Origin of the sequence: Veillonella parvula (assembly GCF_001553335.1) — a bacterium.
Classification (GTDB): domain Bacteria; phylum Bacillota; class Negativicutes; order Veillonellales; family Veillonellaceae; genus Veillonella; species Veillonella parvula_S.
In genome coordinates this window covers 64,627-72,614 of sequence record NZ_KQ960801.1, presented here as the reverse complement: position 1 = coordinate 72,614, position 7,988 = coordinate 64,627, and the positions used below count along the sequence as shown (strand labels likewise).

7 protein-coding genes are annotated in these 7,988 nt (G+C 37.3%); 1 reads left to right on the top strand and 6 read right to left on the bottom strand.

Annotated elements, in window-relative coordinates; genetic code table 11:
- Nucleotides 1-106: 106 nt before the first annotated feature.
- Entirely contained in the window at nt 107-499 is a 393-nt protein-coding gene (locus tag HMPREF1865_RS07355) for a hypothetical protein (protein WP_060919702.1), read from the bottom strand.
- Nucleotides 500-520: 21 nt separating this feature from the next.
- Nucleotides 521-1,471, bottom strand: coding sequence for a hypothetical protein (locus HMPREF1865_RS07350; RefSeq protein ID WP_060919701.1), 951 nt, complete (start codon nt 1,469-1,471; stop codon nt 521-523).
- A 305-nt stretch (nt 1,472-1,776) separates the two neighbouring features.
- Here HMPREF1865_RS07350 and HMPREF1865_RS07345 point away from each other — a divergent pair, with 305 nt between their 5' ends.
- Nucleotides 1,777-2,352 (top strand): hypothetical protein, encoded by a 576-nt coding sequence (locus HMPREF1865_RS07345; RefSeq protein WP_060919700.1) that lies wholly within the window; start codon nt 1,777-1,779, stop codon nt 2,350-2,352.
- Between the two features lie 63 nt (nt 2,353-2,415).
- Here HMPREF1865_RS07345 and HMPREF1865_RS07340 read toward each other — a convergent pair whose 3' ends face one another.
- The 4 genes from HMPREF1865_RS07340 to HMPREF1865_RS07325 form a co-directional block, all read right to left on the bottom strand.
- Nucleotides 2,416-3,900 carry an aldehyde dehydrogenase family protein gene (locus HMPREF1865_RS07340; protein WP_004696787.1) on the bottom strand — a complete coding sequence of 495 codons (1,485 nt, stop codon included), beginning with the start codon at nt 3,898-3,900 and terminating at the stop codon, nt 2,416-2,418.
- Nucleotides 3,901-4,162: 262 nt separating this feature from the next.
- Nucleotides 4,163-6,475: a Tex family protein gene (locus tag HMPREF1865_RS07335; RefSeq protein WP_060919699.1), complete on the bottom strand. Its 2,313-nt coding sequence runs from the start codon at nt 6,473-6,475 to the stop codon at nt 4,163-4,165.
- Entirely contained in the window at nt 6,472-6,966 is a 495-nt protein-coding gene (locus HMPREF1865_RS07330) for a dihydrofolate reductase (protein ID WP_060919698.1), read from the bottom strand. Before HMPREF1865_RS07330 ends, HMPREF1865_RS07335 begins: the two co-directional genes overlap by 4 nt.
- Before the next feature lie 131 nt (nt 6,967-7,097).
- Nucleotides 7,098-7,889, bottom strand: coding sequence for a thymidylate synthase (locus HMPREF1865_RS07325; RefSeq protein ID WP_004695305.1), 792 nt, complete (start codon nt 7,887-7,889; stop codon nt 7,098-7,100).
- Nucleotides 7,890-7,988 lie beyond the last annotated feature (99 nt).

Sequence of the window (7,988 nt, the reverse complement as noted above, 5' to 3'; positions counted from 1 at the left end):
TATTTGTCGCAATATATTTTACAATTCATCATTTCTAAAAATCATTCCATAAGTGCCCACACAAAACAACATTATTTTAATAATATCTGAGTTGATATATGGTCTATTAAAATAGTACTTTCCTAAATGCATAAGCATACACAGCCATAGCAAATAATAAAGAAAACATTGCAATAAGTCCCCGATTAAAGTATGCACTATCTCGCTTTTGGCAAACCCCTGTAAGCATTGTGAAAAAGAAGAAAAACAACCAAATACTACCATAACTGACTATAAATTTATAATCTTTGTCGATTATAAATTTAAGATTTAATATTATTAAACTTATAATAGAAATTATAGATAAATACTTTGTTAAGCTACCAAAAATCCTATGTTCTTTTATATATTCATGTTTTTTATCAATTGGATGATTACGAATCTCAAGTTTATATAATCCCATAGATAACGACATAGATATAAAAATCCAAATATATCCTAATATTTCAAGTTTATTCATCTTCCACCTTCCACTATATGGTTACCGACTCAAATACTGACGAAGTGTCTGGTTTTCTAACGGCCCTAACTGCAATGCCTTCCGATTTTTAATTGCATCAATGGTTAATGCTTCAAAGGTAATTTTATCAAAATCAGAAAACTCGTTAAAAGAATTAAACACGATGAATCGTTGATTTAGTAAATTAGTTAATACCTCTATGTCTTTCGTTCTTACTTTATTTAGCTCATTTCGTGCATAAGATTCATATCTCTCATCACCTGCATTATTCTTGCTAAACCGACCTATATCAAGATTATCAGAATAATAGCTATATATAGCCTTCTGATAGAAATCAATTTTAGTCAATTTCCCGAATTCAAAATTATAATAAGCATTATTTCTTAAAATATGCTCACTACCATACTCACCAATAATAGTCCCTGTAGAAAGATCTACTATATCATTATGCTTAATCAAGTCTTCCTTTCTATACGATACATAGAAAGGTAACTTTATAGTATATCCAGCGTTTGGACCTGTATATCGTTTCTCACTATCATAAAAGATCTCATGCCATATATCTCTATCACTTTCATCAAGACTAGAAATATTAGGGTATAACTGATCAAGACTTACATTAAATTGTGTTTCTTTAGAATCTATCCGAGGAATGAAAGTATTATATTTATTAAGATTTTTATTCCAAGCATCTAGTAAACTTACATTTTCATCAAAAATACCAATACCGTCTAACGTTATGTAATAGAGTTTATTATCCACCTCATGAACAGCAACTACATTATCAGCAATCTTACGGTTTTCATTGCCATAATATAATCCACTCTCTTGAAGATCACTTAAATAAATCAAACTATTTTTAAAGTCACCACTTGCCAAGAAATATATCAATACTCCCAATATGAGTATATAAAGCACTACTATTATGCCAATAATATATCCAATCCATTTAATTACTCTCTTCAAATTCATAATAGCCCTCTATAAATAACACGATTTTATATGGCTACAATTATAACATACACTATACTTTTACATATAATAGACTATTCTTAAGTACAAAAAAGACACCTCTTTCGGGCTACTTCTTTATTATGATTTATTGAGAGGTGTGTGGTATTAAATCAGCTATATGAGTAAACATTTAATTTAGATATAATATAATTAAAATAATGTACTCCAAAATGTACTCCAAAATTTCACCAATAAATTAAACAATACCTGTTAAGCAATTACGATTTACTAAACTTCCTAAAGTAGTATAAAAGGAATATACAATGAAACCTTTTACCCTAAAACGATTTATATTATTTCCACTGATTATACTATCCCCCATACTAACAACGGGTTGTCATCTTCTCTCACATTATAGTGAAGATGAGGTACAACAATATATAAATGAGGATTATCCTAATCTAACATATCACTTAGAGTCTCATAGGAACAATACATGGCAAGTCACCTTTGACAAATATCCACAAATGCCCATTGAAATATCTGAAGCCTTGAACACCTCTGCACCTGTTGTACCACAAGTGGAGCGAATACTGATAACTAACATCCCATTAATAACTGCATTCCCATTAATGAAAAACTATATAACAGCAGAGGAGTTATCCTATGCTACATACGATACATCTTCTTTGTATATTGAAATGCCTATTCCCTATTCGGCCATACAAAACCAAGATGTAACAAATTTTTACAATCGAATGGATCAATTCTGCAAAGAATATGCAGCAACATATCCAGACTTCAAAGAATATATATATATTAGAGTTATTATAAAACCTTCTGATGGTTCTGATGCACCAAAAGAGTATAGAAAAATATTCCGTCTATCTCAATATTAGTAAAAGAGACACCTCTTTCGAGGTGCCTCTTTGTTATAGTTTATTGGAGAGATTGCTATTTTATTAGTCTAAATCGTAGAACCCAGATGGTTTATCGCTCAAGTTTACGATGATATTTTTCATTTGAGTGTAGTGCTCAAGGATAACCTTGTGAGTTTCACGACCGATACCGGATTGTTTGTAGCCACCGAATGGAGCGCCTGCAGGGATGGAGTTATATGTATTTACCCACATACGACCGGTTTCGATACCGCGAGCTACGCGGATAGCACGGTTGATGTTTTGCGTGAATACGCCACCGCCAAGACCGTATAGGCTGTCATTAGCTTGTTCAATCACTTCTTCTTCGCTGTGGAATTTAATTACAACGGCTACAGGACCGAAGATTTCTTCGCGAGCTACGCGCATATCATTTGTAGCATCTACAATAAGTGTAGGTCTTACAAAGCAACCTTTACCAAGTTCGCCATCAGTAACACGTACACCACCGGCTACAATGCGAGCTCCTTCTTCTTTTGCAAGGTCTACATAACTCAATACTTTATTAACTTGGTCTTCGTAAATCAAGGAGCCAAGTTGAGTAGATGAATCCCAAGGCAAACCAACTTTCACCTTATCGAATAGTGCAGCAAGTTCAGCTACGAATTTATCGTAAATTGTATCTTGTACGAAGATACGGGAACCAGCGCAGCATACTTGACCTTGGTTAAAAAGAATACCGAGCATTGCCCCGTCAAGAGCTTGTTTCCAGTTCGCATCTTCAAAGAAGATATTCGCAGATTTACCACCTAATTCCAATGTGGCAGGAATCAAGCGTTCAGATGCTGCTTTATATACATCTAGACCTACCTCTGTAGAGCCTGTGAAAGCAAGTTTGCTAAAACCAGGATGATCAAGGATATATTGACCGGATTTAGAACCTTTACCAGTTACGATGTTTACAACACCTGGTGGCAAGATTTCTTTCAAAATATCGCCAAGTTCTAATAAGCTAAGAGATGTGTGGCTAGAAGGTTTGATAACAACTGTACAGCCTGCTGCAAGAGCTGGAGCCAATTTCCAAGCGGCCATTAGGAATGGGAAGTTCCAAGGCACAACTTGACCTACAACGCCAATCGGTTCACGAACGATGAGACTCAATGTATTTTCGTCAAATACTTGTGCAGAGCCTTCTTCGGAACGAAGCACGCCTGCAAAGTAACGGAAATGGTCCGCCCCAAGTGGAATATCCACGTTCAATGTTTCACGGATTGGCTTACCATTGTCGTATGTTTCAACTTGTGCCAAATGTTCTTTGTGAGTATCGATAGCATCCGCAATTTTCAATAAATAATCAGCACGTTCTACTTGAGAAACGTTTTTCCACGTTTTGAAAGCTTCTGTTGCAGCCTCTACAGCTTTATCAACATCGCCATATGTAGCCTCTGCACAGATAGCGAGTTGTTCGCCATTAGCAGGGTTATATACTTTAAATTCAGCACCGTCAGATGCCTTTACCCATTCATTATTAATTAAAAGTCCATATCTTTCTTTAAGGTTTAAGCTCATTGCATTACCTCCTCTTTAGGAATATGATTGAGGGAATTTCCCCTCTATGGTTTCATCATACTCCCTATATCTAATTTTTTCAATCAGATATATCATTTTCGATATATCTGTTCTGCATTAATATACATAGTTTTTAGCTATATAGAAAAACCGCACCCTCTAAAATCATAGAGGGTGCGGGTTTTGGTATAATGACTTTTAGTCAAGAATGACTATCATTTAAAATCTATTAATGTAGATTAACTAGTCTTCTAAGAAATTATCAGTTTCGACGATTCCCATTATTAAGAGAGCCATTATGGTGATTATCATTTTGACGTCCGCCATTATTACGGTTGTTATTTCGGTTATCATTATTTCGACGTTGACCATTATTATTTCTATTATGGTTATTATCGTTATTCTTTGGTTTTTCTGGTTGTAATGCTTTTACAGACAGACCGATGCGATTGCGCTTTACGTCAACAGAAATGATTTGAGCTTCGATAATATCACCTACAGCAAGCACATCTGATGGATGTTGACGGCTATTGCAAAGCTCGCTGCGGTGTAATAAACCATTCGTTTTAAGCCCAAAGTCTACAAAAGCTCCGAAATCAACTACGTTATGAACAGTACCTTTTACAACGGTACCGACCTTGATATCTTCAAGGCTCACTACGTGTTTTCTAGTAAGCGGAGCCGGTAAATCTTCCCGAGGATCACGACCTGGTTTTGCAAGAGCCGCCAAGATATCCCGAACAGTCGGCACGCCCGCATCAAGCTTGGCAGCCATTTTATCGGCATCCACAAGAGGTAATTTTACTTGCAATGCTTCTAATTGAGATTTATCTTGTAAGTCTTTTAAGGTAAAGCCTAATTCACCAATGATGCGCTCTGCCAATTCATAAGACTCTGGATGGACGGATGTATTATCCAGTGGATTTTTACCGTGTTGTAAGCGCAAGAAACCAGCACATTGTGTAAAGGCTGCAGGGCCTAAACGAGGTACTTTTAGCAATTCCTTACGGCTTTTAAACACACCATTCTCTTGACGGTATGCAACAATATTTTTAGCCACCGCACTAGAAATGCCTGCAACATGTTGCAAGATAGCTGGAGATGCAGTATTTAGCTCTACCCCAACGTGGTTTACTACAGTTTCAACTACTTGGTCTAAGGTATGTGTCAATTGTTTTTGATTTACATCATGTTGATATTGACCTACGCCGATAGATTTAGGATCGATTTTAACAGATTCAGCCAATGGATCTTGTACACGGCGTGCAATAGATACGGCACCTCGAATGGTAACGTCTAAATCTGGTAACTCATCGATAGCCAATTTAGATGCTGAGTACACAGATGCGCCCGCTTCATTAGTAATGATATAGTGGCAATCTAATTGTTCCTCTTCAATCATAGTAGACGCAAATTGCTCTGTTTCATAGGATGCAGTACCATTACCGATAGATAAAAGAGTAACCTTAAACTTACGGATTTTATCAGCCAATACCTTTTGAGCTTCCTTGCGAAGCTTTTCACTATTTGTTAAATAGTACGCACCGTAATCGAGCACATTGCCTTGTTGATCGATAATCGCCATTTTACAGCCAGTACGGTAACCAGGGTCAAGGCCCATGATAACATGTCCGGCCAATGGTGGTTGTAACAATAGATTTTTGAGATTTACACCAAACACCTTGATAGCTTGCTCATCGGCTTTTTCCGTCAATTCATTGCGGATTTCACGCTCTAAAGCTGGGAAAATAAGACGTTTGTACGCATCAGCTACAGCAGCCGCTTTATACTCTACGAAGATTGACTTCGGATTTTTCTCTAACTTTTGTAACATATAAGCAACATAGGTGTCACCTGGTACGGTGAGCGCCAATTTCAAAGCACCTAATTTTTCGCCGCGATTAACCGCCAAAATACGATGGGACGGCATTTGACGTACAGGCTCAGCATATTCAGCGTATTGCAAGAATTGTTGTTGTTCTTCCTCTTCACCGCTCAATTCAGCTTGAATAAAGCCTTCATTCCACATCTTCTTACGCAAGTACGCCCGGAAGTCTGCACTATCACTGACGATTTCCGCTACTATATCAGAAGCGCCTTGTATGGCATCCTCTGGCGTAGGAACCTCTTCTGTTATGTATTCTTTTGCAATCTCTAACGGATCTCCAGAGGTAACCGTATCGTTGATAATCATATCAGCCAATGGCTCTAATCCACGTTCACGGGCAATCATAGCACGCGTACGTTTCTTTGGACGGTACGGTAAATACAAATCCTCTAATTCTTGAAGCTTTGTTGCAGCCTCTAAGGATTTCATCAACTCGTCTGTCATCTGTTCTTGCTCTGTAATAGAAGCAATGATTTCTTGGCGACGTGTTTCTAAGTTGCGCAAGTATTTAATGCGTTCTTCAATGGTGCGCAATTGCTCATCTTGCAATTCGCCCGTTACCTCTTTACGATACCGCGCAATAAATGGCACCGTATTGCCTTCGTCCAACAATTCTACGGCAGCTTGCACCTGCTTTGGCTTAACATTTAATTCACTCCCAATAAGGGCAAACATTCTTTCACTCATTTAGCTGCCTTTCTGCGATAGGTTACAAAACGATGAGGATATTGATTCTTTTCATCCACAATGCCGTCTACAAGGGATTCGATGGTGAAAGCATCCTCTGAGAATTCAGGGAAAAATGCATCCCCATCAAATTCATGGTCTACTTCAGTGATATACATAGTATCTACATAAGGTAGAAAAGCTTCATATACTTGAGCGCCACCAATAACGTAGGCCGCATCAAGCGCACGTGCTGCTTCAGCAGCCTCCTCAGGGTTATGGAAAATCTTAACACCTTCTGGTGCATCAAAACCTTTATCACGAGTAATTACCCAATGCTCACGATTTGGCAACAAGAACGGTAAGCTTTCAAAGGTCTTACGGCCCATGATAATAACATGTCCTGTTGTTTTTTCCTTAAAGAATTTCAAATCATTTGGCAAATGCCAAATCAAAGTATTATCTTTACCGATTACACGATTATGTGCTACGGCTACGATTAATGCTAACATACTGCCCTCTTTCAGTTAATACTATATGGCAACAGTCATAAATTATACTATTTAGCAATGTCTATGAACACAATACTATATAGCAATAGCCATACATATTATGCTATTTAACAATTGTCATAAATACAATGCTATACAGCAACAGTCATGGATAATTTACCTAAATGTTCATATCCATCTAAGGTAATGTCCTCTGGTGTGAAGTCATAGAAGTCTTTTACCTCAGGATTCACGATAATTTTTGGAGCAGGCAATGCTTGATCGCGACGTGCTAATTGCTCACGCAATGCATCTACGTGATTTTCATAGATGTGGGCATTGTTGATAACATGTGTAAATTTACCGGGTTTTAGGCCGGTTACTTGACCGATCATACATTGTAATGCCGCATATTGAGCCGTGTTAAATGGGACGCCAAGCCCCATGTCGCCACTGCGTTGGATGAGCATGCAGTTCAAGTAACCATCCCCTACATCCCATAAGGTTTCATACGCACATGGTTGCAACGCCATATCCTCTAAATCTTCAATATTCCAAAGGGTTACAATCATTCGGCGGCTATCAGGATCTTCTTTAATCGTTTTGATGAGCTTATCTAGTTGTTTGTACTTCGCAATTTGATAGCCGTATGCTTTACCAATAGTACCATCTTCACGCATCCATTCATCCCATACGTGCACATTCATTTCTTGCAATTTGCGCACGTCATTGGACTGCATTTGCCAAATCCACAATAATTCTTTTACAGCTGTTTTGAAAGCTACAAATTTAGTGGTTAAAATTGGAAATTCCTCTTGCAAGTCAAATTGCATGATTTGTTGAGGCAATTTGTACGTTGCAATGCCTGTGCGATTTTGACCATAAATGCCATGATCTAAAATATTTTCAATAATACCGAGGTATTGTGTATCTGCTAAGCTCATTTATCCCCCTAGATCTATTTATAATAAGCAAAAAATACTAATGTATATCTTGATAATCTTACTAAAATATATAGTACTATCATACTAAAAAATATACAG